This is a genomic window from Nocardioides sp. URHA0020 (genome assembly GCF_000620705.1).
In the GTDB taxonomy this organism is placed as follows: domain Bacteria; phylum Actinomycetota; class Actinomycetes; order Propionibacteriales; family Nocardioidaceae; genus Nocardioides.
On record NZ_KK211166.1, the window covers coordinates 78143 to 99643 of the forward strand.

Sequence of the window (21501 nt, forward strand, 5' to 3'; positions counted from 1 at the left end):
GGGTCTAGCCCCCCGCGACGGCGGGGAGGACGACGACCTGGTCGCCGTCGCTGAGCACGGCCTCGAGACCGCCGATGAAGCGGACGTCCTCGTCGTTGACGTAGACGTTGACGAAGCGGCGCAGGTCACCGTTGTCGATCAGCCGGTCCTTGATCCCCGGGTGGTTGACCTCGAGGTCGTCGATCAGCGCGCTCAGGCTCGCTCCCTGGGCGCTCACCGCCTTCTCGCCGCCGGTGTAGTTGCGCAGGATCGTCGGGATCCGGACCTCGATGGCCATGGGTGTGACTCCTCAGTTGCTTGCTGTCAGTTCGTCGACCACGGTGACCGGCTCCTCGGTCACCTCGCCGTCGACGATCCTGTAGGACCTGAACTCCACGGGGCCCGCGTTATTCCCGTGCTCGCGGGTGCTCACCAGCACATAGTGTGCTCCGGGCTCGCTCGCGAGGCCGATGTCGGTGCGACTGGGGTAGGCCCCGGTCGCGGTGTGCGAGTGGTAGATCACCACCGGCTCCTCGTCCCGGTCCCACATCTCCTTATAGAGCTCGAGCAGCTCGGTGGAGTCGAACTCGTAGAAGGTGGGCGACCCGGCGGCGTTGACCATCTCGACCAGCCGCTCGGCGCGGTCGCTGCCCTCGGGCCCGGCCACGATGCCGCACGCCTCGTCCGGGTGGTCACGCTTCGCGTGGGCGACGATGCCGTCGTACGTCGCCTGGTCGATGGTCAGCACCGGCCCAGCCTACGAGGGCGCGGTCCGGAACCTCGCCGCGGTCTCATCAGCGAGCGCATCCTCGATCCGCTCGCGCAGCCAGTCGGCCATCGGCGGCAGCGCGTCGGCCGGCCACCAGCGGACGTCGACGTTCTCGTCGTCGGCCACCCGGGCCTCACCGGCGACCCAGGTGCAGGAGAAGTTCAGGTCGAGGTAGACCCCGAGGTCCCCGTTGCCGTGCACGACCTGCGGACTCGCGCTGACCGAGGCGAGCCGGTCGACCGTCACCTCGACCCCGGTCTCCTCGAGCGCCTCGCGGGCAGCGCCGACGGCCGGCTCCTCCCCCGGGTCCAGGATCCCCGTGATCGGCGCCCACTCCCCGTTGTCCGCGCGCAGCGTGAGCAGGACCTCGGTCCCGGCTCCCTCCCCGCGGCGTACGACGGCAGTGACCGCCGGGAGCCACAGCTCCAGGGTGCCGACGAGCGCGCGCAGCTCGGCGACGAAGGGCGGGATCGGCATGGGTGCTCCTCGGGTGGTCCGGCTACGCGCTGAGTGCGCCGACGAGGGTCTCCTGCAGGTAGCCGACCCAGTCGTAGATGTCGTGGGCCTGGGCCCGCGGGTCCTCCTCGGGCAGGGAGTCCCAGTAGGCCTCGTCGCCCTCCTCGACCTCCAGCCGGGTGGCCAGCGCCAGTCGCAGGTCGGTGAAGGAGCGCATCCAGGCCTCCGCCGTCGGCTCGTCGAGCTCGACGTCGATCATCAGCCCGTCCTCGGTCAGCTCCTGCGGGAGCCCGGCCTCCTCCAGGCCGTCGATGATCGCGACCGCGGAGGCCGCCTTGCCGTCACGCAGGCCGCCCTCGGTGAACCGCCGGAACTCCGAGGCCGCCTCCTCGTCATCGGGATAGGCCGTCGGGAAGAGCCGGGCCAGCACCGGGTCCTCGGGCTCCTGGGTCGGCCCCGAGAAGTCCATCAGCGCCTCGAAGGGGTCGACGTCGTCGCGCGGCATCGCCGCCTCGTTGCGCAGCAGCTCGACGAGCTGACCCGCGAGCGAGCGCAGCAGGTCGGCCTCGAAGCCGGAGAAGTTCGCGATGATCAGCTTGCTGCGCCGGTGCCGGTGAAAGCCGCTCAACTCAGTCCTGCCTGTCCATCGTCGCCCACAGCCCGTACTCGTGCATGGCCTGCACGTCGCGCTCCATCTCCTCGCGGCTGCCGTGGCTGACCACGGACTTGCCGTCCTCGTGGACCTCGATCATCAGCTTCTCCGCCTTCTTCTTGGAGTAGCCGAAGTACTTCTGGAAGACGTAGGTCACGTAGGACATCAGGTTGACCGGATCGTTCCAGACGATCGTCACCCACGGCTTGGCCGTCTGGACGATCTCATCAGGGGTGGCGGTCGGCTCGACCTCGACGGGCGCGGTCACACCCGCAATGTTGGCACACTGTCGGTCGTGCCCGACTCCAGTGCCCTGCTGACCGATCACTACGAGCTCACCATGCTGCAGGCCGCCCTGCAGTCCGGGACCGCCCACCGCAGATCGGTCTTCGAGCTCTTCCCGCGACGACTCCCCGAGGGACGCCGGTACGGCGTCGTCGCGGGCGTCGGGCGCGCCCTCGACGCGATCGAGCGCTTCACCTTCGACGAGCCCACGCTGGCCGCGCTGGAGGGCGTCGTCGACGGGCCGACGCTGGAGTGGCTGGCGTCGTACCGCTTCTCCGGCGACGTGTGGGGCTACGCCGAGGGCGAGGCCTACTTCGCGTTCTCTCCCCTGCTGGTGGTGGAGTCGAGCTTCGCGGAGGCGGTGCTGCTGGAGACGGTGCTGCTGTCTATCTACAACCACGACTCGGCCGTCGCGTCGGCGGCGTCGCGGATGACGCTCGCGGCGGGCGAGCGGCCGTGCATCGAGATGGGCTCACGTCGTACGCACGAGGAGGCGGCGGTCGCGTCCGCGCGCGCGGCGTACGTCGCCGGCTTCACGGCGAGCTCCAACCTCGCCGCCCGGCAGCGGTACGGCGTGCCGACGACGGGCACCAGCGCCCACAGCTTCACGCTCCTGCACGACACCGAGGCCGACGCGTTCCGCGCGCAGGTCGCCGCCCTCGGCACCGACACCACGCTGCTCGTCGACACCTACGACGTCGTCGAGGCGGTCCGCCTCGCGGTCGAGGTCGCCGGACCGGGGCTGGGCGCCGTCCGCCTGGACTCCGGCGACCTCGCCGTCCTCGCCTCCCAGGTCCGCGCGCAGCTCGACTCCCTCGGCGCGACCGGCACCCGGATCATCGTCACCAGCGACCTCGACGAGCACGCGATCGCGGCGCTCGCGGCCGCGCCGGTCGACGGGTACGGCGTCGGCACCCAGCTGGTCGTCGGGAGCGGGCACCCCACCTGCGGCTTCGTCTACAAGCTGGTCGCGCGCGAGTCGGCGACCGGCGAGCTGGAGTCGGTCGCCAAGAGGAGCATCGACAAGATCTCGGTCGGCGGGCGCAAGTACGCCCTGCGCCGCCGCACGGCGTCGGGCGTCGCGGAGGCCGAGGTGATCGGCATCGGCCACCGGCCCACCGACGACGGCGACGACCGGGTCCTGCTGACGCCCCTCGTGCGGTCGGGCGAGGTCGTCGGCCGGGAGCCGCTGGCGGACGCGCGGGCGCGCCACCTCGCGTCGCGCGCCGAGCTGCCCGTCGCGATCCAGCAGATGTCGCGAGGCGAGCCCGTCATCCCCACCGTCCACGAGTAACGCGGCCGGCAGGCTGGTGCGGCGTGCGAGCCGCAGCCCGGTTCCGACGTCGGGAGCCCCCACTTCTGCGGCCGGACCGCGGGGACCGGACCCGATACGCTCGCACGCATGAAGCGCGCGCTGATCGTGACGGACGTGCAGAACGACTTCTGCGAGGGCGGATCGCTGCCGGTCGCCGGGGGCGCGCGCGTGGCGGCCGACATCGGGGCGCTGCTGCACGCCTGGTCGACGAAGGCGGCCGGTGCCGCGGCGTACGACCACGTCGTCGCGACCAAGGACCACCACGTCGACCCGGGCGACCACTGGTCGCGCGAGCCGGACTACGCCGCCTCGTGGCCGATCCACTGCCGGGTCGGCACCGACGGCGAGGCGTTCCACCCCAACCTCGACCCGCAACCCTTCGACGCGATCTTCCTCAAGGGCGAGCGGACGGCGGCATACTCCGGCTTCGAGGGCCGCACCGTCGAGGGCGTCGACCTCGTGGACTGGCTGCGCACGCACGAGGTGACCTCGGTGGACGTGTGCGGCATCGCAACCGACCACTGCGTGCGCGCGACGGCACTGGACGCGGCCCGGGCCGGGTTCGAGACCCGCTTGCTGGTCGACCTGTGCGCCGGCGTCGCGCCGGAGTCGACGACGGCAGCGCTCGCGGAGATGCGGGCGGCGGGGGTGCGCGTTGGGTGAGGCCCTGCTCCGGCGCGTCGAGGACGGCGTGCTGTGGCTGACCTTCAACCGACCCGAGATCCTCAACGCCGTCGACGGCGAGATGATGGTCGAGCTCGCGGAGACCCTCGAGGGCTCCCGGGGACGCGACGACGTGCGCGTGGTGGTGATCACCGGCACCGGACGCGGCTTCAGCGCCGGAGCCGACATGGCCTCGCTGCGGCTCGCGCCGCAGCATCCCGTCGAGACGATGGACGGCGCCAACCGCGTCATCCGAGCGGTCGTCGGTCTCGACAAGCCGGTGCTCGCCGGCGTCAACGGCATCGCGGCCGGGGTCGCCTGCTCGGCCGCGCTGGCCGCCGACATCATCGTGGCGGCTGAGTCCGCGGCGTTCCTGCTGCCCTTCGCCGGGATCGGGCTGATGACCGACGGCGGCTCGTCGGCCAGCGTGCCCGCCTCGATCGGACGGGCCCGCGCCATGCGGATGGCGCTGCTCGGCGAGCCGATGTCGGCGACCGAGGCGCTCGCCAGCGGCCTGATCACCCACGTGGCCCCGGACGACGAGTTCCCCGACCTGGTCGCCCGGCTGGCTCGCCGCCTCGCCCGCGGTCCGGCGCTCGCCCAGAGCGGCATCAAGAAGGCCATCAACGCCGCCACCCTGCCGCACCTCGAGGCCGCCCTCGACCGCGAGCACACCGGGCAGCGAGCGCTCTTCACCACCCGTGACTTCGCCGAGGGGCTCGAGGCGTTCGCTGCCGGCCGACGACCGGACTTCCGCGGCGAGTGAGCCGGCTCAGCCCACGGTGATCGGCGTACCGCCCGAGGTGAGCCGCCAGTCGACCGAGGCGAAGTCGGCCGGGTCGATGGTGCCGTGGGCGATCACCCAGTCGATCAGCAGCTGCCGGATCTCGTTCTGACGGTTGTAGACGACCGGTGCCGTGGAGACGGCCGGGAAGCCGCCGCCACCGGACTGCCGGTAGTTGTTGACCGCGAGCACGAACTGCTGCGCGTCAGTCACCGGCACGCCGCCGTACGCGAGCCCGACGATCCGCGAGCCCGGGGCCGCGGCGATGTCGATGTCGTAGGTCAACGGGGCGTCGAGCCCGGCGACGGAGTCGAAGTTGTAGTCCGGGGTGCCGGTCGGCGCCGTCGGCGTCACCGCGTTGGTCACCTGGTCGAGGGTGAACGGCCCGGTGCCGCTCACCTGCTTGAAGTAGCGCGCGGAGTACTCCAGGTAGGCCTTCACGTCCGCACCGGTCACGCGGACGCCGAGCAGCGTGTTGTCGTAGATGTAGAGCCCGGCGACGTCGCGGATCGTCACCTGACCGGCCGGGAAGGACGCCGCCCGGTTGAAGGGCGCGGCGATCGACAGCACCGGCAGCGCCGCGTCGGCACCGCTCAGGCCGGCCTTGACCGCGTCGGCCTGCACGTAGTTGACGAAGTCGATGATCGGGACGTCCTCCACCACGGCACGCGCCGCGGAGAGGGCCGTCGTCGAGGTCCCGACCGGCGAGTTCACGTAGGACACGACCGTCTCGTGCTGCTGACGCACGGCCCGTGCGACCCGCGGGTCCTCGGCGACCGTGTTGGAGTTGAGCACCTGCGACGTCGCGGCGACCAGCCGCCAGCCGCGTCCGCCCCGCCACCGCGTCTCCTCGACGACGAAGTCCATGACGGCCAGCCGCCGGCCCCAGTACGACGGCTCGCAGAGCAGCACCTGCTGCCCGGTCTGCTCGTTGGTGACGTACTGCTGCGCGATCTCGACGTGGGCGTGCCCGACCAGGATCGCGTCGATGCCGGGCACCTGGGCGGCGACCAGCGACGCGGCGTTCTCCGGGTAGGGCAGGGCGTCGCCGTACGACGAGGAGGTCGCCGCGCCCGAGTGCGCGGACACGATCACCAGGTCGCAGCCGCGCCGCTTCAGCTCGGGCACGAACTTCTTGGCCTGCTCGACCAGGCCGGGGAACTCCATCCGGCCCTCGACGTTGGCCTTGTCCCAGATCGCGATGCCGGGGTTGGTCAGGCCGAGGACGCCGACCTTGACCGTGCGCCCGCGGCCGACCCGGTAGGTCTTGACCAGGTACGGCGGGAACGCCGGCCGCTTCGTCGCCGGGTCGACGGCGTTGGCGCCGAGGAGCGGGAAGTCCAGCTGTCCCTCGAAGGTGCGCAGCGTGTCGAGCCCGTAGTTGAACTCGTGGTTGCCGAGCGCGGCCGCGTCGTACCCGACCGCGTTCATCGCCCGCGCCATCGGGTGGACCGCGCCGGAGGTGATCGGGTCGATCTTCGCGTAGTAGTACGCCAGCGGGGTGCCCTGGATCGTGTCGCCCGCGTCCAGGGTCAGGACCGGCTCGCCGCGGCGATGACGTCGTACGGCGCGGATCAGGGTCGCCACCTTCGCGAGCCCGATGTCGTTGTGCGCCGCGTCGTCGTACTCCGCGTTCTTGAAGTAGTCCCAGTTGTAGACGTTGCCGTGCAGGTCGGTGGTGCCGAGCACGGTCAGCCGCGCCCGGTCCGCCCGGCCGTGGCCGTGGCCGTGGCCTCCGGCGTACGCCGGGTCGGCGTACCCGGCAGCCGCGAGCGCCGCCGCCCCGGTGAGGCCGCCGGCGATCACCGCCCGGCGCGAGGTCGACGCAGAGGTCGAGGCAGGGGTGGGCACGGACGCATGAGAGTCAGACACTGACGATTCCTCCCGAGAACGGATCAGAGCCCCGCAGTTCTATCCCGGAAAACCCGCCATCACAAGGCACGACCCCGACCGACACCCGATGTTCACCGGCGGGCCGCCCTCAGCACCACTTCTCCGCCAGTGCCCGGATCACCGTGAGGTTGCGGTTGGTGGCCACGCCGAGGTGCTTCTCGATGACGGCGTTGGTCAGCCTCGCCTCGTGGTAGTTGTCACCGAGCAGCAGGTGCACGGCCCGACCGCCGACCCTGGCCACCTCGTCCGTCGTGCCGACGGCCTCCACGGCCGCGATCGCCGCCGCCGTCGGGACGTCCTTGAGCAGCGAGACGTAGTGCTTGCCGCCGTGGTCGTACGACGCCGCCTCGTCCGCGATCGCGCGCAGCTCGCGCCGGGTGAAGACGATCGTCGGCACGGCGAACCCGGCCGCGGCCTCGAACGCCTCCTCCAGCGCGGCCTCGATCCTGGCCCGCGACCGCAGCGGGGTGTCGAAGCGGACGTTGCCGGTGTTGATGTAGGTCTCGACGTCGGTGAAGCCCGCGGCCTCGACCGCGGTGATGATCGCGGCCTTCGGGAACTTGCGCGTCGCGCCGAGGTTGATCGCCCGCAGGAAGCCGAGGTAGGTCGCCATGCCCACATCCTGCCCGGTGACCAGGCTCACGTCGCAATACATAGGTTGCCTATGTAAAGTGGGGACGTGACCGACACCGAGCTCGCCAGCGACCTGGTCGTCCACGCAGCCCGTCTCGTGCGCGCCGTCCGGCGTGAGCTCGAGCTGCCTGCGGGGACGCGGATCATCTCGCTGCTCGACGAGCACGGACCGCTGGGCATCACCCAGCTCGCGGACCTCGACCGGTGCTCGCAGCCGACCATGTCGGCCGCGGTCAGCCAGCTGGTCGAGCAGGGCTGGGTCGGCAAGACGCCCAACCCCGCCGACGCCCGCGGCACCGTCGTCACGCTGTCCGACGCGGGGCGCGACGAGCTCGGTCGCGTCCGCCGCCGCCACGGCGAGCGGGTCGCCGCCCTCGTCGCCGCGCACCCCGACCTCACCACCGACGATCTCGCCACGGCCGTCGCCGTGCTCCGGGGCATCCTGCAGGAAGGCACACCGTGAACCACCGCGCTCCCACCACCGACACCGCCGACGCGCAGGGCTCGCTGCTCGACCAGCCGCGCGCCGTCTGGGCCGTCGCATTCGCCTGCGTCATCGCCTTCATGGGCATCGGGCTCGTGGACCCGATCCTCAAGGAGATCGCGGCCAAGCTCGAGGCCACCCCGAGCCAGGTCTCGCTGCTCTTCACCAGCTACATGGCCATCATGGGCATCGCGATGCTCGTGACCGGCGTGGTGTCGAGCCGGATCGGCCCCAAGCGCACGCTGCTCACCGGCCTCGTGCTCATCATCGTCTTCGCTGCCCTGGCCGGGTCCTCCAACAGCGTCGGGGCCGTCATCGGCTTCCGGGCAGGCTGGGGCCTGGGCAACGCGCTCTTCGTCGCCACCGCGCTGTCCACGATCGTGAGCGCCTCGAAGGGCTCCGTCGCGCAGGCGATCATCCTGTTCGAGGCCGCCCTCGGCCTGGGCATCGCGTCCGGCCCGCTGATCGGCGGCCTGCTGGGCGAGCAGTCGTGGCGCGGCCCGTTCTTCGGCGTCTCGGTCCTGATGACGATCGCCCTGGTGGCGACGGCGTTCTTCCTGCCCACGACCCCGCCGCAGGGACGCCGTACGTCGCTCGCCGACCCGTTCCGCGCGCTCCGGCACCCCGCGCTGCTGCTCATCGCCCTGGTGGCGATCTGCTACAACCTGGGCTTCTTCACGCTGCTCGCCGCCGGCCCGTTCGCGCTGCCGAGCTTCGACATCATGCAGATCGGCTGGACGTTCTTCGGCTGGGGCGTGCTGCTCGCCCTCACCTCGGTCGTGGTCGCACCCCGGCTGCAGCGCGTCTTCGGCACCCTGCCGACCCTGCTCGCGATGCTCGTCCTGTTCGGACTCGACCTGGTGGTGATGGCCCTCTTCACGGCGCACGAGGCGGCCGTGGCGACGGCGATCATCGTGGCCGGCGCGTTCCTCGGCGTGATCAACACCCTGGTCACCGAGGCCGTGATGGGCGCCGCACCGGTCGAGCGGCCGGTCGCCTCCGCGGCGTACTCCTTCGTCCGCTTCACCGGCGGCGCGATGGGCCCGTACGTCGCGCTCAAGCTGGCCGAGCGCGTCGGGGTGCACGCACCCTTCTGGTTCGGCGCGACCGCGGTCGGCGTCGGCGTGGTCATCCTGGCCGCGGGCACGGCCACGATCGGCCGCGCCCTGCGCGCCGACGCCCCGGCGTCGCACTCCCCCGCGGAGGCCGAGGCCGAGCTCGTCGGCGACCTCGCCTGAGGCGGGTCTAGCGGGTGCGCACGACGTTCGGCCGTGCCGCCTTGTCGTGCAGGGCCTGCCGCTTGCCGTCCCACAGGGGCCACAGGCCGTCGAGGAGCGAGTAGACCGACGGCAGGTAGCGCACGTACGGGACCGCTCCGAGCAGGCTCGGACCGAACTGCGTCAGCCACCGGAGCAAGGACCGTGCCGAGGGGCATCGGCCCGGCGACGTCGCGGCGGCGCACCCGCAGCCCCAGCAGCAGCTTGCCCGGCGTCGCCTGCTTCCACATCAGGAAGCCGACGTGGTAGGCGAGGCTGATCGCGGTGTTCACCAGGCCGATCAGCAGCAGCGTCCGGGCCAGCTCACGCTGGAGGTCGGTCCCCGACGGCGCGTCGCCGCCGGCGTCGATGGAGCGGCCGACGTCGTGCCAGTAGTCGCCGAACGCGTCGCCGATCTGGCCCCAGAAGGGGATGCTCGCCACCAGGACCACCGGCAGCAGGATGAGGACGTCGAGCAGGTAGGCGCCGAGCCGGATCCCCCAGCCCGCGAGCGGCTCGCCGTCGGGCGTCGTCGCCGGCGGGGCGTACGCCGCGGCGACGGGCTGCGTCGCGGCGGCGAGGTGCTCGGTCCACGCGGACCCGTCCCAGTAGCGCTGTGCGGGGACCATCCCGGGCGGCGGGGTCGGGTCGGGATACCAGCCAGCGGGCGTCGACATGGCCGCACCCTAGCGGCCCGCCAGGCACAATCGGAGCCATGCCGCAGACCGTGATCACCGTCCAGGGGACCTACGACGCCTTCCATCCGGCCGAGCGCGCGACCGTCACGGTGACGGTCGGCTTCGAGGGGCCGGAGCGGACCGCGGTCGTCACTCGCACCACCCAGGGCACGGCGGCGCTGGTCGCCGGCATCCGGGCCAAGCACGACCCGGCGCACGGTCCGGTCACCTGGCACGCGACCGACCGGATCCAGGTCTGGTCCAGCCGGCCGTTCAACAACAAGGGCGAGCAGCTGCCGCTGGTGCACCACGCCCAGACGACGACCCGCGCCAAGTTCCGCGACTTCGACGACCTGGCGCAGTGGGTCGAGCGCGCGGCCGTCCACCCCGGCGTACGCATCGACGGCGTCGAGTGGGCCCTCACCGCGCAGACCCAGCAGGGCGCGACCACGACCGCCCGCACCCGCGCCGTCGAGGAGGCCCGTGCGAAGGCGCACACGTACGCCGAGGCGCTCGGTCTGGGCGACCTGCGCTGCCTCGCCATCGCCGACCCGGGCATGCTCGGCGACAACACCTCCAGCACCTCCGGCGGCGGTCAGGCGACGTACTCCCGCGCCGCCAAGGCCGAGAGCGGCGGCGGCGGGCTCGCCTTCACCCCCGAGGACATCGCCGTCTCCGCCACGGTCGACGCCCGCTTCGAGGCGAGCTGACCGGGGTCGGGTCAGGCGGGGTCGCGCGGCTCAGAGGTTGCCGCGGGCGTCCTGCTCACGCTCGATGGCCTCGAAGAGCGCCTTGAAGTTGCCCTTGCCGAAGCCGAGCGACCCGTGCCGCTCGATCAGCTCGAAGAAGACCGTCGGCCGGTCGCCGAGGGGCTTGGTGAAGATCTGCAGCAGGTAGCCGTCCTCGTCGCGGTCGACCAGGATCGCGCGCTTCTGCAGCTCCTCGATCGGCACCCGGACGTTGCCGATGCGCGCGCGCAGCTCCGGGTCCTCGTAGTAGGAGTCGGGCGTCGCGAGGAACTCCACGCCGTTGGCGCGCAGCGCGTCGACCGAGGCCAGGATGTCGTTGGTCGCGACCGCGAGGTGCTGGGCGCCGGCGCCGCGGTAGAACTCGAGGTACTCGTCGATCTGCGACTTCTTCTTCGCGATCGCCGGCTCGTTGAGCGGGAACTTCACCCGGTGGTTGCCGTTGGCGACCACCTTGCTCATCAGCGCGGAGTAGTCGGTGGCGATGTCGTCGCCGATGAACTCGGCCATGTTGGTGAAGCCCATGACCTTGTTGTAGAACTCGACCCACTCGTCCATGTGACCGAGCTCGACGTTGCCGACGATGTGGTCGAGCGCCTGGAAGAGCCGCCGCGGCTGACCCTCGGGCTTGACCCAGGTGCTGGCCTTCGCGACGTAGCCGGGCAGGTACGGGCCGTCGTACCGGCTGCGGTCGACCAGGGTGTGGACGGTCTCGCCGTACGTCGCGATGGCGGCGATCCGCACGGTGCCGTGCTCGTCGGTGACGTCCTCGGGCTCGCGTACGACGCGCGCCCCGGCCGTGCGGGCCTGCGCGATGCAGCGGTCGACGTCGGGCACCTCGAGCGCGATGTCGACGACGCCGTCGCCGTGCCGGCGGTGGTGGTCGGCCAGCGGGCTGTCCGGGTCGACGGCGCCGTTGAGCACGAACTTGATCGAGCCCGATCGCAGGACGAAGGACTTGTGGTCGCGGTTGCCGTTCTCGGGACCCGAGTAGGCGACCAGCTCCATGCCCCAGGCGGACTGGTAGTAGTGCGCGGCCTGCGTGGCGTTGCCGACGACGAAGACGATCGCGTCCCAGCCGGTGACCGGGAAGACGTCACCCTCCTCGTCGTACTCCACCAGCCCGACCAGCTGCTGGAGCTGCTCCAGGGTGAGGTCGGCCTTGAGCTCGTCGGCGGTCAGCGCGTGCGTCGTCATGGCCGGAGCCTGCCGCGGCCACGCAGAGTGTGCAATCGTGGGCCGAAACACTGCACAACCTGTCCAGCAGCGGAGGACACCATGGACGAGCTCGACGGCAGATTGATCGACCTCTTCGCCGACGACCCCCGGGTGGGCGTGCTCGAGGCGTCCCGTCGGCTGGGCGTCGCCCGCGGGACCGTGCAGGCCCGGCTCGACAAGCTGGCCGCCACCGGGGTCATCACCGGGTGGGGACCGGACCTCTCCCCCGAGGCCCTCGGCTACCCGGTGACGGCGTTCCTCACCCTCGAGATCCGTCAGGACGCCAGCCGGGGCGGCCACGACACGGTCGGCGCCCACCTGGCCGGCATCCCCGAGGTGCTGGAGGTGCACACGATCACCGGCGCCGGCGACCTGTGGGCGCGGGTCGTGGCCCGCTCCAACACCGACCTGCAGCGGGTCATCGACCGCGTCCTGGAGACGCCGGCGATCGTGCGGTCCTCGACGGTGATCGCGCTCGCGACCCAGGTCGCCTACCGGGTCCGGCCGCTGGCGCGTGCCGGCCTCAGCGAGCAGCCAGTCCCCGACCGGCGGTGACGGCGGCCTCCTCGGCCTCCTTCTTCATCAGCGCGGCCAGCTCGGTGAACTCGTCCAGCGCCGGGTTGACGCCGACGAGCGTGAACTCCCGCTCGATGACGGTCAGGTCGGCGCCCCAGATGTCGACCAGGATCCGGCGCAGGTAGTCGGTGCTGTGGTCCCAGCCCTCGCGCGGGGTGCCCGCGCCGTACGCGCCGCCGCGGGTGGTGAGCAGGACGACCGGCTTGCCCTCGAGCAACCGGGTGCCCTGCGGGGCGCCCGCGAGCACGAGGTCGAACCAGGTCTTGGCGTGCTGCGAGACGCCGAAGTTGTAGAGCGGCAGCGCGAGCACGGCGGCGTCGGCGGCCTGGAGCTCCGCAGCGAGCCCGGCGGCGAGGGCGAGCGCCTCGACCTGGGCCGGCGTGCGCTGGTCCTCGGGGGTGAACGACGCGTGCACCGCGTTGGCCCACGCGTCCGACGGCAGCGGGTCGGCGCCCAGGTGCCGGGTCACGACCTGCTCGTCCGGACGCTCGGCGAGGAAGTGCTCGAGGACCAGGTCGGCGAGCGCGGAGCTGGACGACGCCGGCCCCTGGATGGAGGAGTCGATGCGGAGCAGGGTCATGGCGGGTTCTCCTGAGAGTCGGGTTGAATGTTCAATGCGACGGTACGACGTCCGAGTTGAATGTTCAAGTCGCCCGGTATGCTGGCCAGGTGACCGACCGACCCGCCCTCGACGACGCGCCCTGGCTCGACGAGGACCAGCTGCCCGAGTGGCGCGCCCTGGTCGGCCTGGTGATGACGCTCCCGGCTGCGCTCGACGCCCAGCTCAAGCGCGACTCCGGGCTCAACAGCTTCGAGTACCACGTGCTCGCGCAGCTCTCCGAGGCGCCGAGCTGCGCCGTGCCGATGAGCGAGCTCGCGACCCTGGCGCAGGGCTCCCGCTCGCGGCTGTCGCACGCGGTGTCCCGGCTCGAGGCGGCCGGCTGGGTCGAGCGGCGCGAGTGCACCGCCGCCGGGGTCCGCACCGCCGCCCACCTCACCGCCGCCGGTCAGCGCAAGCTGGAGGAGGCGGCGCCGGGTCACGTCCGGGAGGCCCGACGACTGGTCGTCGACGTCCTCACCCCCGAGCAGCTCAGCGTCCTGGGTGAGGCCGCGCGGGCGATCGTGGCGGCCGCCGACCCGGGCCTGGCCTGCCGAATGGCGACCGAGCCGGCCGAGCGCAGCTGATCAGGACGACTTGCGGGTCGCCCACTCGCGGATCCGGTTGATCCGCGCGTGCAGCTGCTCGGCCGTGGCCACCGCGGCCGCCGGTCCGCCGCACTCCTTGCGCAGCGCCGCGTGGGTGATGCCGTGCGGCTGCTGGGTGCGGTGGTGCCAGGCGGCCACCAGCCCGTTGAGCTCCCGGCGCAGGATCGCCAGCTGCTCGTGGGTCGTCACCTCGGTGACGGTGTCGGCCTCCGGCTTCGGGGCGGCCTTCTGCTTCTTGGCCCGGTCGCTCTGGCGCTGCTGGAGCAGCTCGCGCATCTGCCCCGGCTCGAGCAGCCCCGGGATCCCGAGGAAGTCCATCTCCTCCTCGGACCCGACGTGCACCTCGCCCGCGTGCCCGAACTCGCCACCGTCGAAGAGCACCCGATCGAAGCGGGCCTCGGAGCCGAGTGCCTCGAAGGACATGTCGAGCTCGTCCGAGGCGCCCTCGCCGGCGTTCGCCTCCGCGAGGAGGTCGTTCTCGGCGGCGAAGATGTCGCCCTCGTCGGTGATCTTGCGGCGGAGCACGTGGTCGCGCTCGACCTCCATCTCGGAGGCGAAGCCCAGCAGCGACGGCACCGACGGCAGGAACACCGAGGCGGTCTCGCCCCGGGTCCGCGCCCGCACGAAGCGACCGACGGCCTGGGCGAAGAAGAGCGGGGTGGACGTACGCGTGGCGTAGACGCCCACGGCGAGGCGCGGGACGTCGACGCCCTCGGAGACCATGCGGACGGCGACCATCCAGCGCCGGTCGCTGTCGGTGAACTCGGTGATCTTCTTCGACGACGCCTTCTCGTCCGAGAGCACGACGGTCGCCGGCTCACCGGTGATCTGGCGCAGGATCTTGGCGTACGCCCGGGCGTTGTCCTGGTCGGAGGCGATCACCAGACCGCCGGCGTCGGGCACGTGCCGGCGCACCTCGGTCAGCCGGCTGTCGGCCGCCGCGAGCACCGAGGGGATCCACGACCCGCTCGGGTCGAGCGCGGTGCGCAGCGCCTGGGCGGTCAGGTCCTTGGTCAGCGGCTCCCCCAGGCGCGCGGCGATCTCGTCGCCGGCGCGGGTGCGCCACGTCATCTCGCCCGAGTAGGCCATGAAGAGCACGGGCCGGACGACGTGGTCGGCCAGGGCGTGCGCGTAGCCGTAGGTGTAGTCGGCCACCGAGCGCGGCACTCCGTCGTTGCCGGGGGCGTAGGTCACGAACGGGATCGGGTTGATGTCCGAGCGGAACGGCGTACCGGTCAGGGCGAGCCGGCGGGCCGCGGGCTCGAAGGCCTCGCGCACGCCCTCGCCCCACGACAGCGCGTCGCCCGCGTGGTGGACCTCGTCGAGGATCACCAGGGTCTTGAAGCGCTCGGTGCGGATCCGCATGGCCAGCGGGTTGACCGCCACGCCGGCGTACGTCACGGCGATCCCGACGAAGTCCTGCGACGTCTTGCCCTTGCCGGCGGAGTACGTCGGGTCGATCGGGATGCCGGCGCGGGCGGCCGCCTCGGACCACTGGAGCTTGAGGTGCTCGGTCGGCGCCACGACCGTGATCCGGTCGACGATCCTGCGGCCGAGGAGCTCGGCGGCGACCGACAGCGCGAAGGTCGTCTTGCCGGCGCCGGGGGTCGCGACCGCGAGGAAGTCGCGCGGACTGTCCTCGAAGTACTGCCGCATCGCCGCCGTCTGCCAGGCACGCAGCGAGGGCGCCGTCCCCCAGGCCGCACGCTCCGGCCAGGCCGGTGTGAGCGCGATGGGCAGGGAGTCGGCCTCGGGCCGACCCGTCACTCCTGCGGGCCTGAGTCGTCGTTGAGATGCTCCCAGGCGTCCTTGCACTCGGGGCACACCGGGAACTTCTCCGGCGCCCGGCTGGGCACCCAGACCTTGCCGCACAGGGCCACGACGGGGGTGCCCATCACCATGGCCTCGGTGAGCTTGTCCTTCTCCACGTAGTGGGAGAACCGCTCGTGGTCGCCCTCGTCGGTCGGGACGGTCCGGCGGTCCTCGCGGACGTCGGTGTCTGTCGAGAAGCCGATCGTGGTCACGAGCCCTACTGTAATCCAGCCGGCGGACAGGCCAAGCCGCCGCGGCCTGGGTCAGTTGAGCTCGGGGTCCGCGGGCCGGGTGGAGTGCCAGGCCAGCTCACCGGGTTGGCGGCGCAGCACCTCACGCCACAGGTCGGCGGTGTCGTCGGTGAACGCGTCCCAGGCCTCCCCCGGTACGACGTACCAGCTGCCCTCCTCGATCTCGGCGTCGAGCTGCTCGACACCCCAGCCGGCGTACCCCGCGAAGATCCGCAGCCCGGCGAGGCTGCCCTCGAGCAGCTCGACGGGGGCATCCAGGTCGACCAGGCCGAGTCGGCCATCGACCGGCCGGAAGCCCACCGGCACGTCGTCGGCGTCGCGCAGCAGCGCGACGGCGAGCGCGCCCTCGGCGCCGACCGGGCCGCCCTGGAAGAGCACGTCGGGCTCGGCCACGACGCTCGCCCACCCGTCGAGCACGGCGTCGACGGGCACGCCCGACGGGCGGTTGAGCACCACGCCCAGGGCACCGTTGTCGTCGACGTCGAGCAGGAGCACGACGGACTCGGCGAAGTTGGGGTCCACCAGCGCAGGGGTCGCCACCAGCAGCATCCCGGCGACCGGTCGACTCATGCCCCCATCATCGCTCAGGCGGCGGCGGCCGCACCGCGGGCCCGCTCCTCGATCTCGGCGCCGACCCGCTCGGCGGCGGCACCCGGGGTGCTGATGCGGCCCGCCGACAGCGCGAGCAGGGCGTGCTCCTTGGCCATCGACTTCTGCATCACCGCGGCGATGTCGGGGGTGCTGGGGCTGGACCGTTCGCGGTCCAGGATCGCGCGAACCCCCGGCAGCTCGTGGGCGGCCGTGCGCCAGGCGGCGACGACGGCGTCCTCGAGCTCGAGGGGCTGGGCCAGCAGCTCACGCTCGATGCGGCCGGCCAGGCGGGTGTGCCAGCGCAGCTGCAGGGCCCCGAGCAGGCTGACCTCGTCGCCGAACGTCTCGGCGACGCCGGGCAGGTCGAGCGGCAGACGACCGTCGCGACGACGGTCGGCGCTGGCGATGACGTCACGGAGGACCTCTCCGCGGCGGTGGAAGGACGTCCAGGTCATGGGTGTCCGCTCCTTCGGGATCGTGGCGGCGTCCCGGACGGGACATACCGATGGTACGTACTCACGGTATGGAACCATACCGACGGTACGCAACCGGGCCCGCGGGTGATCCGGGTCACGCATACCGACGGTCGGTATTAGGCTCCGGTGACCATGAGCAAGTCCTCGGTCTCCAAGCTCGTGCCCCGGGTCCCCGGCGTGCCCGGGTCCAGCCGCCGCCAGCAGTACTCCGCCTCGACCAAGCGCGCCCTCGTGGACGTCGCCGAGGGGCTGTTCACCGAGAACGGGTACGCCGCGACCTCGCTCGACTCGATCGTGGCGGGGGCCGACGTCACCAAGGGCGCGCTCTACCACCACTTCAGCGGCAAGCAGGCGCTCTTCGAGTCCGTCTTCGAGCGGGTCGAGGACGACGCCGCCCGGGCGATCCAGAAGGCGCTCAAGGGCCACCGCGACCCCTGGGAGAAGGCCACGGCCGGGCTGCGGGCGTTCCTGTCGGTCGTGCAGGAGCCCCGCTACCGGCGCATCGTCATCCAGGAGGGTCCGGCGGTGCTCGGCTACGAGCGCTACCGCGAGCAGGAGGAGCGCTCCACCTTCGCCAACGTCGTCGAGATCGTGCGCGCGGTCCTCAACGCCGGCCAGTGGGAGCTCGACGAGGACCTGCTCCAGACCTTCGCCCGGATCTTCTTCGGGGCGATGTCGTCGGCGGGCGAGTCGGTCTCGAGCGCGCCCGACCCGATCGTGGCCGCGACCAACGTCGAGACCGCGATCAGCTTCATCCTCTCGGGCTTCCGCGCGCTCGCCGAGAGCGGCGTCTCGCTGCCGGCCGGCGAGGTCGCGGACCAGGCCGACCCGGCCTGACTACCGCTTGGTGAAGGTGACGTCCCCGGTCGCGGACGGCACCAGCTCGACCCAGGTGTGGCCCGCGGGCACGGTGAGCGGGCCGGCCTGCGTCGACAGCTGGATCGGGGCACCGAGGGAGGTCTTGCTCCAGCTGCCGCGGACCAGCTTGCCGTCGTGGAAGACCAGCGCCCGGCCGCGGCCCTTGAACTTGGTCTCCGGCACCGGGTTGTTGGCCGGGTCGAGGTAGCCGGCGTCGCCGACCTTGACCCGCAGCACCAGGACGGTGTCGGCCGGGAAGTGGTCCCCGTCGGCGGCGAACGTGTTCTCGTTGACGTAGCCCTTGCCGTCGTAGGTCCAGTTCGTGGTGTGCCCCGGGCCGAAGCTGGCCGCGATCTTGACGGCCGGCTGGCCGGCCGGGAAGTCCTTCTCCTCGCCCCACGGCAGGTAGTCGGCCGGCCGCGCGGCCTCCGTCTTCGCGGAGTCGGCGATCGTGGTCAGGTCGGCGAAGACGTTGTACGGCGCGCTCCGGCTGGTGTCGCGCGAGATGCCGTCAGCACCCTCCTGGAAGAACTGGATTCCGGCGTTCTTGATGCGGGCGATGGTGAAGCTCGCCGCACCGCTGGTGACCACGGAGGCCTTGACCGGCGAGACGATGCCGATGTCGCTGGCGCGCATCGAGCGGACCGGGCCGACCTTGGTCGGGAGCTCGGAGTAGAAGAAGGCCGCGAGGCGGGTCAGCCCACCCTCGACCAGCTCCTCCACGACCAGGTCGGCACCGCCGAGGCCCAGCTGCGGGGCGCTGGCGTCGGTGTTGTCGATCTTGGTGACCAGGACGGGGTGCGTCTTCGCGGGGTCCTCGTCGCCGGTCACCGGCAGGCCGGTGAGGGGCCAGGTCGCCGCGATCTCCTCGCTGCCGGCGACCTGCTGCGAGGCCGGCTTCTTGTCGCCGGAGGAGGAGTCGTCTCCCCCGCCACAGCCGACGAGCAGCAGGCTCGCGACGGCAATCAGGGCGGTGGTCAGCTGGACACGACGCACAGTGCGCTCCGTTCGGGGTGGTTCCGGGGTCTGATCGATCTCAGTGTGCAGGCGCGGCGCTACCGCCACGGGGAGGCGCGCTCGCGCCACGACATGGCTCTCGACACGCCCGACGCGGCCTGGGCCGCTCGGCCGGGCGGCTGGCTAGCCGAGCTTGGCGCCACCGTCGACGTACAGCGTCTGACCGGTGACGTACGACGCCTCGTCGCTGCACAGGAAGGCGGCTGCGGCCGCGATGTCCTCGGGGTAGCCGACGCGGCGGACCGGGTTGACCTGGGCGGCGGCGGCGCGGAAGTCCTCGACGCTCACGCCCAGCCGAGCGGCGGTCGCGTCGGTCATCTCGGTGGCGATGAAGCCGGGCGCGATCGCGTTGGCGTTGATGCCGAACGGGCCGAGCTCGATGCCGAGGGTGCGCGTCAGGCCCTGGATGCCCATCTTGGCGGCGGAGTAGTTGGCCTGACCACGGTTGCCGAGCGCGGAGACGCTCGAGAGGTTGAGGATCTTGCCGTACTTCTGGGCGACGAAGTGGCGCTGCGCGGCGCGGGTCATCACGAAGGCACCACGCAGGTGGACGTTGACGACCAGGTCCCAGTCGTCGTCGGTCATCTTGAAGAGCAGGTTGTCGCGGGTGACACCGGCGTTGTTGACGAGGATGTGGATGCCACCGAGCTCCGCGACGACCCGCTCCACGGCGGCCTCGGCCGACTCGGTGCTCGCGACGTCCGCGCCGATGCCGATGGCCCTGGCGCCGTCGACCAGCGGGAGCCTGGCGGCCGCCTCGGCCGCGCTGGCCTCGTCGAGGTCGAGGATCGCGACGGACGCGCCCTCCTCGGCGAACCGGGTGGCGGTGCCGAAGCCGATGCCTCGTGCCGCGCCGGTGATCACGGCGACCCGTCCGTCAAAGCGACCCATCGCTGCTGCTCCTGCCTGTCGGTGTCACTGTCGGTGCCCCACCCTAGGCGGACCGACGTGCGGCCGCCTCAGCGGCGCACCTTCGCGGTGGCGGCGCTCCGCGAACGAGTCGCTCACCGGTGGCCGTGCTGGATCACCACCGCGCCCGCCGCGGTCAGGCGAGGACGGCGCGCAGACGGGCGGCGTACTGCGCGGACTCCCCCTCGGCGTACGACGTGCGCGGCCAGAAGAACCCGCGGAGCCCGTCGCCCTTGGTGCGGGGCACGACGTGCAGGTGCAGGTGCGCGACGGACTGGCTGACCACGTTGTTCATCGCCACGAAGCTGCCCTGCGCCTCGAGCCCGTCCACCACCGCGCTCGCGAGCCGCTGCGCAGCGGCCAGGAACGGGTCGCGCAGCGCCGCCGGCAGGTCCGGCAGCGTCACGACGTGCTCACGCGGCACCAGCAGCACGTGACCCTTGAAGACGGGACGACGGTCGAGGAAGGCCACCACGTCGTCGTCGGAGAGCACGAAGTCGGCGTCGAGCTCGCCGGCGATGATCGAGCAGAAGACGCAGGCGGCACTCATGCCGGCAACGCTAGTCGCAGAACCGGGTGCAGGCCTCCGGGCCGCCCGCGGCCGACCGCGCGCTGCCCTTGCCGACGAAGTCGAAGTGCTGGGTGTCGCCGTTGCCGTACGTCCAGCGCAGACCGTGCCGCGCCATCACCTTGACCACGGCGTGCGAGCGGGAGCGCCAGGCGACGCGCTTGTCGGAGTGCGACTGCCACCACGAGTTGGGCACCAGCCCCTGCGCCGAGCGGTAGGGGTTCTCCCAGGTGTTCACGTCGAGCGAGCGGCCCCACGAGTGCGGCGAGCGGTGGCCGGGACGCCCGGTGACGTCGCGGCAGTTGAACGCCGAGGTGTTGCCGGCCGCCATCGAGGCGTAGTCGTTGCCGCCGTGCGAGCGGTCGCTCCAGCCGAACCGGTCGACGCGGTACATCGCGCGGATCGGCAGCTTGCGGCGGTACATCTCCGCCAGGGCCGCACCCATCGCGCCGGCGGCGCCGGTGCTGGCCACGACCTCACCGCGGCGACGGTAGCCCTGGTAGTCCCAGTAGTTGACCCGGATGATCCGCAGCCCGCCACGCCCGACCGGACACCCCGAGTGCCAGCTGACGCCGACCATCTGGCGCCACACCGCGTCGCTGAGCCCGGTGATGCTGACGTGCGCTCCCCGGCCCACGGCGTGGCGCTGCACGGGCAGCTTGATGCGGGGGCTGGGTGCCGCCTTCGGCAGCCTCACGGGGCGGCCCGGCGGGAGGTTGTCGATGCGGCGTACGGCGCTCCGCGCGGCCGTGACCCAGTCGAGCCGGGGCGCCCGCACCTGCCAGGAGGTGTCCTTGCGGGGGGTCACCTTGAGCGAGCCGAGGCCGTTCCTGCCGGTGGCGACGACGGCGTAGGCCAGCCAGCTCCCGCCGGCGACCCGGCGGTAGACCCGCACCTTGCCGGCGACGCGCTGGCCGTTGCTGGCGGCCCACCGCACCCGCAACCGCACCGAGTGCTCGTCGACGACCGTCTTCGGGGCGACCAGGGAGACCCGACCGGTGCGGAGCACCATCGGGACCTGCCGCTCGGCCTGCACCGGCGGGTGGTCCGCGTCCCCGGCGTACGACGCCCGCACGCGGTTGTCCGCGGCGGTCCGCGACACGGTGACGGCGGTGGACGCACGCCCGTCGGCGCCGGTGACGAGGGTGCCGACCGGTGTCCAGGATCCCTTGCGACGGCGTTCGATCACGACCGAGGCGCCGACGACCGGTGCCCCGGTCTCGTCGGTGAGGGCGACGCGCACCGTGGAGTCGTTGTCCGCGAACGCCTTCGACGCCGTCAGGCTCAGCCTGGAGGTGGTGGCCGCGCCGGCGGCCGTCATCATGCCGGTGGCGAGTGCGAGAGCGCACACGACCACGCAGAGCCGAGTCCCGAGTGACATGCGCTCCATGTTCCCATCTGCGCCGGTTGCAAGCGCGCAGCGGGGT

At 72.1% G+C, this 21501-nt stretch carries 27 protein-coding genes and 1 pseudogene; 9 read left to right on the forward strand and 19 right to left on the reverse strand.

Features of this window, described 5'->3' with window-relative positions; translation table 11 throughout:
- Positions 1-4: 4 nt before the first annotated feature.
- Genes N542_RS0104780 through clpS form a run of 5 tightly spaced genes read right to left on the reverse strand, consistent with a single transcriptional unit; the run spans position 5 to position 2124 of the window.
- Positions 5-277, reverse strand: coding sequence for a MoaD/ThiS family protein (locus N542_RS0104780; RefSeq protein ID WP_028642951.1), 273 nt, complete (start codon positions 275-277; stop codon positions 5-7).
- Between the two features lie 12 nt (positions 278-289).
- A complete protein-coding gene (locus N542_RS0104785) occupies positions 290-727 on the reverse strand; it encodes a Mov34/MPN/PAD-1 family protein (RefSeq protein ID WP_028642952.1) in 438 nt (145 codons plus the stop codon).
- Positions 728-736: 9 nt separating this feature from the next.
- The gene (locus N542_RS0104790; RefSeq protein ID WP_028642953.1) at positions 737-1225 is read right to left on the reverse strand and encodes an NUDIX hydrolase; all 489 of its coding nucleotides are present in this window, start codon (positions 1223-1225) and stop codon (positions 737-739) included.
- 22 nt (positions 1226-1247) lie between these two features.
- Complete coding sequence (locus N542_RS0104795) at positions 1248-1832, reverse strand: DUF2017 domain-containing protein (RefSeq protein WP_028642954.1); 585 nt, start codon at positions 1830-1832, stop codon at positions 1248-1250.
- A gap of 1 nt (position 1833) precedes the next feature.
- A complete protein-coding gene (gene clpS, locus N542_RS0104800; RefSeq protein WP_036506786.1) occupies positions 1834-2124 on the reverse strand; it encodes an ATP-dependent Clp protease adapter ClpS in 291 nt (96 codons plus the stop codon).
- Positions 2125-2142: 18 nt separating this feature from the next.
- Between clpS and N542_RS0104805 the strand changes: the two genes are divergently transcribed.
- From N542_RS0104805 to N542_RS0104815, 3 genes are all read left to right on the forward strand, one after another.
- The gene (locus N542_RS0104805) at positions 2143-3435 is read left to right on the forward strand and encodes a nicotinate phosphoribosyltransferase (RefSeq protein ID WP_028642955.1); all 1293 of its coding nucleotides are present in this window, start codon (positions 2143-2145) and stop codon (positions 3433-3435) included.
- A gap of 108 nt (positions 3436-3543) precedes the next feature.
- The gene (locus N542_RS0104810) at positions 3544-4119 is read left to right on the forward strand and encodes an isochorismatase family protein (RefSeq protein ID WP_028642956.1); all 576 of its coding nucleotides are present in this window, start codon (positions 3544-3546) and stop codon (positions 4117-4119) included.
- Positions 4112-4885, forward strand: a complete 774-nt coding sequence (locus tag N542_RS0104815) for an enoyl-CoA hydratase (protein ID WP_028642957.1) — start codon at positions 4112-4114, stop codon at positions 4883-4885. Before N542_RS0104810 ends, N542_RS0104815 begins: the two co-directional genes overlap by 8 nt.
- Before the next feature lie 6 nt (positions 4886-4891).
- Here N542_RS0104815 and N542_RS0104820 read toward each other — a convergent pair whose 3' ends face one another.
- Complete coding sequence (locus N542_RS0104820; RefSeq protein WP_028642958.1) at positions 4892-6754, reverse strand: bifunctional metallophosphatase/5'-nucleotidase; 1863 nt, start codon at positions 6752-6754, stop codon at positions 4892-4894.
- A gap of 130 nt (positions 6755-6884) precedes the next feature.
- Complete coding sequence (locus tag N542_RS0104825) at positions 6885-7409, reverse strand: DUF1697 domain-containing protein (RefSeq protein ID WP_028642959.1); 525 nt, start codon at positions 7407-7409, stop codon at positions 6885-6887.
- 66 nt (positions 7410-7475) lie between these two features.
- Between N542_RS0104825 and N542_RS23415 the strand changes: the two genes are divergently transcribed.
- Complete coding sequence (locus N542_RS23415) at positions 7476-7892, forward strand: MarR family winged helix-turn-helix transcriptional regulator (protein WP_036506485.1); 417 nt, start codon at positions 7476-7478, stop codon at positions 7890-7892.
- Positions 7889-9151 carry an MFS transporter gene (locus N542_RS0104835; RefSeq protein WP_028642960.1) on the forward strand — a complete coding sequence of 421 codons (1263 nt, stop codon included), beginning with the start codon at positions 7889-7891 and terminating at the stop codon, positions 9149-9151. Before N542_RS23415 ends, N542_RS0104835 begins: the two co-directional genes overlap by 4 nt.
- 7 nt (positions 9152-9158) lie before the next feature.
- Here the strand turns inward: N542_RS0104835 and N542_RS28245 are convergent, their stop codons facing one another.
- Together N542_RS28245 and N542_RS28420 are read right to left on the reverse strand one after the other, a co-directional pair.
- Positions 9159-9329 (reverse strand): RDD family protein, encoded by a 171-nt coding sequence (locus N542_RS28245; protein ID WP_081795016.1) that lies wholly within the window; start codon positions 9327-9329, stop codon positions 9159-9161.
- Between the two features lie 43 nt (positions 9330-9372).
- Positions 9373-9846 (reverse strand): annotated as a pseudogene (locus N542_RS28420) (DUF2510 domain-containing protein); the annotation flags it as partial.
- A gap of 38 nt (positions 9847-9884) precedes the next feature.
- Here N542_RS28420 and N542_RS0104845 point away from each other — a divergent pair.
- Positions 9885-10556, forward strand: coding sequence for an SIMPL domain-containing protein (locus N542_RS0104845; protein WP_028642961.1), 672 nt, complete (start codon positions 9885-9887; stop codon positions 10554-10556).
- Positions 10557-10586: 30 nt separating this feature from the next.
- On the opposite strand, the gene hppD is transcribed toward N542_RS0104845, so the two are convergent.
- On the reverse strand, positions 10587-11789 hold the full coding sequence (gene hppD / locus N542_RS0104850; RefSeq protein ID WP_028642962.1) for a 4-hydroxyphenylpyruvate dioxygenase: 1203 nt from the start codon (positions 11787-11789) through the stop codon (positions 10587-10589).
- A gap of 81 nt (positions 11790-11870) precedes the next feature.
- Here hppD and N542_RS23420 point away from each other — a divergent pair, with 81 nt between their 5' ends.
- Complete coding sequence (locus N542_RS23420; protein ID WP_036506488.1) at positions 11871-12365, forward strand: Lrp/AsnC family transcriptional regulator; 495 nt, start codon at positions 11871-11873, stop codon at positions 12363-12365.
- Here the strand turns inward: N542_RS23420 and N542_RS0104860 are convergent.
- Complete coding sequence (locus N542_RS0104860; RefSeq protein ID WP_028642963.1) at positions 12334-12966, reverse strand: FMN-dependent NADH-azoreductase; 633 nt, start codon at positions 12964-12966, stop codon at positions 12334-12336. The two genes, N542_RS23420 and N542_RS0104860, sit on opposite strands and share 32 nt — an antisense overlap.
- Positions 12967-13055: 89 nt before the next feature.
- On the opposite strand from N542_RS0104860, the gene N542_RS23425 reads away from it, so the two are divergent.
- A complete protein-coding gene (locus N542_RS23425) occupies positions 13056-13571 on the forward strand; it encodes a MarR family winged helix-turn-helix transcriptional regulator (protein WP_036506491.1) in 516 nt (171 codons plus the stop codon).
- Here N542_RS23425 and N542_RS0104870 read toward each other — a convergent pair whose 3' ends face one another.
- Genes N542_RS0104870 through N542_RS26385 form a run of 4 tightly spaced genes read right to left on the reverse strand, consistent with a single transcriptional unit; the run spans position 13572 to position 16701 of the window.
- A complete protein-coding gene (locus N542_RS0104870) occupies positions 13572-15359 on the reverse strand; it encodes a DEAD/DEAH box helicase (RefSeq protein WP_051551402.1) in 1788 nt (595 codons plus the stop codon).
- Positions 15356-15607 carry a DUF3039 domain-containing protein gene (locus N542_RS0104875; protein ID WP_028642965.1) on the reverse strand — a complete coding sequence of 84 codons (252 nt, stop codon included), beginning with the start codon at positions 15605-15607 and terminating at the stop codon, positions 15356-15358. The genes N542_RS0104870 and N542_RS0104875 overlap by 4 nt, the downstream gene beginning before the upstream one ends.
- Before the next feature lie 60 nt (positions 15608-15667).
- Positions 15668-16225 carry a YqgE/AlgH family protein gene (locus tag N542_RS0104880; protein WP_028642966.1) on the reverse strand — a complete coding sequence of 186 codons (558 nt, stop codon included), beginning with the start codon at positions 16223-16225 and terminating at the stop codon, positions 15668-15670.
- Between the two features lie 14 nt (positions 16226-16239).
- Positions 16240-16701 carry a hypothetical protein gene (locus N542_RS26385; protein WP_051551403.1) on the reverse strand — a complete coding sequence of 154 codons (462 nt, stop codon included), beginning with the start codon at positions 16699-16701 and terminating at the stop codon, positions 16240-16242.
- A gap of 153 nt (positions 16702-16854) precedes the next feature.
- Here N542_RS26385 and N542_RS23435 point away from each other — a divergent pair, with 153 nt between their 5' ends.
- Complete coding sequence (locus N542_RS23435) at positions 16855-17559, forward strand: TetR/AcrR family transcriptional regulator (protein ID WP_028642967.1); 705 nt, start codon at positions 16855-16857, stop codon at positions 17557-17559.
- On the opposite strand, the gene N542_RS0104895 is transcribed toward N542_RS23435, so the two are convergent.
- From N542_RS0104895 to N542_RS26390, 4 genes are all read right to left on the reverse strand, one after another.
- Positions 17560-18576 carry a DUF3048 domain-containing protein gene (locus tag N542_RS0104895; RefSeq protein ID WP_028642968.1) on the reverse strand — a complete coding sequence of 339 codons (1017 nt, stop codon included), beginning with the start codon at positions 18574-18576 and terminating at the stop codon, positions 17560-17562.
- Positions 18577-18720: 144 nt separating this feature from the next.
- Positions 18721-19488 carry an SDR family NAD(P)-dependent oxidoreductase gene (locus tag N542_RS0104900; RefSeq protein WP_028642969.1) on the reverse strand — a complete coding sequence of 256 codons (768 nt, stop codon included), beginning with the start codon at positions 19486-19488 and terminating at the stop codon, positions 18721-18723.
- A 154-nt stretch (positions 19489-19642) separates the two neighbouring features.
- A complete protein-coding gene (locus tag N542_RS0104905; RefSeq protein ID WP_028642970.1) occupies positions 19643-20056 on the reverse strand; it encodes an HIT family protein in 414 nt (137 codons plus the stop codon).
- Between the two features lie 10 nt (positions 20057-20066).
- Positions 20067-21455, reverse strand: coding sequence for a M15 family metallopeptidase (locus N542_RS26390; RefSeq protein ID WP_155992854.1), 1389 nt, complete (start codon positions 21453-21455; stop codon positions 20067-20069).
- Positions 21456-21501: the final 46 nt, after the last annotated feature.

Bases quoted from the DNA above. Each gene is read 5' to 3' on its own strand.
- N542_RS0104790 (WP_028642953.1), bottom strand. From the start codon at position 1,225: ATGCCGATCCCGCCCTTCGTCGCCGAGCTGCGCGCGCTCGTCGGCACC.
- N542_RS0104900 (WP_028642969.1), bottom strand. From the start codon at position 19,488: ATGGGTCGCTTTGACGGACGGGTCGCCGTGATCACCGGCGCGGCACGA.
- N542_RS26390 (WP_155992854.1), bottom strand. From the start codon at position 21,455: ATGTCACTCGGGACTCGGCTCTGCGTGGTCGTGTGCGCTCTCGCACTC.
- N542_RS23420 (WP_036506488.1), top strand. From the start codon at position 11,871: ATGGACGAGCTCGACGGCAGATTGATCGACCTCTTCGCCGACGACCCC.
- N542_RS0104825 (WP_028642959.1), bottom strand. From the start codon at position 7,409: ATGGCGACCTACCTCGGCTTCCTGCGGGCGATCAACCTCGGCGCGACG.
- N542_RS0104905 (WP_028642970.1), bottom strand. From the start codon at position 20,056: ATGAGTGCCGCCTGCGTCTTCTGCTCGATCATCGCCGGCGAGCTCGAC.
- N542_RS0104880 (WP_028642966.1), bottom strand. From the start codon at position 16,225: ATGAGTCGACCGGTCGCCGGGATGCTGCTGGTGGCGACCCCTGCGCTG.
- N542_RS26385 (WP_051551403.1), bottom strand. From the start codon at position 16,701: ATGACCTGGACGTCCTTCCACCGCCGCGGAGAGGTCCTCCGTGACGTC.
- N542_RS0104860 (WP_028642963.1), bottom strand. From the start codon at position 12,966: ATGACCCTGCTCCGCATCGACTCCTCCATCCAGGGGCCGGCGTCGTCC.
- N542_RS0104810 (WP_028642956.1), top strand. From the start codon at position 3,544: ATGAAGCGCGCGCTGATCGTGACGGACGTGCAGAACGACTTCTGCGAG.
- N542_RS0104780 (WP_028642951.1), bottom strand. From the start codon at position 277: ATGGCCATCGAGGTCCGGATCCCGACGATCCTGCGCAACTACACCGGC.
- hppD (WP_028642962.1), bottom strand. From the start codon at position 11,789: ATGACGACGCACGCGCTGACCGCCGACGAGCTCAAGGCCGACCTCACC.
- N542_RS23435 (WP_028642967.1), top strand. From the start codon at position 16,855: ATGAGCAAGTCCTCGGTCTCCAAGCTCGTGCCCCGGGTCCCCGGCGTG.
- N542_RS0104845 (WP_028642961.1), top strand. From the start codon at position 9,885: ATGCCGCAGACCGTGATCACCGTCCAGGGGACCTACGACGCCTTCCAT.